Raw genomic sequence first — 263 nt, forward strand, 5'->3', positions numbered from 1 at the left:
CGGCAGTTCGCGGTTTGACAAGTTGGGGGCAGGGCTGAGCGCTGGTGCAGTCCGAGTGATGGGGGATGTCGGCAACCAGGCGGGCAGAAGGCTGTCCGGAGGCACGCTGTATGTGGACGGGAGTGCTGGAACCCATGCGGGTTCGGGCATGATCAATGGACGGCTCGAGATCAAAGGCAATGCCGGAGACTATCTCGGCGGACCGCTTGCCGGTGAAACCTCCGGCATGGAAGGCGGCCTGTTGATCGTCCGCGGGAAGGCTG

Annotated in this window: 1 protein-coding gene; it reads left to right on the top strand. The window is 63.9% G+C overall.

From position 1 onward, the window contains the following. A partial coding sequence (locus AC0MA3_RS26575; protein WP_474658357.1) for a hypothetical protein occupies window positions 1-263 on the top strand: 263 nt, incomplete at both ends.

This window comes from Paenibacillus sp. LS-5 (assembly GCF_056121505.1).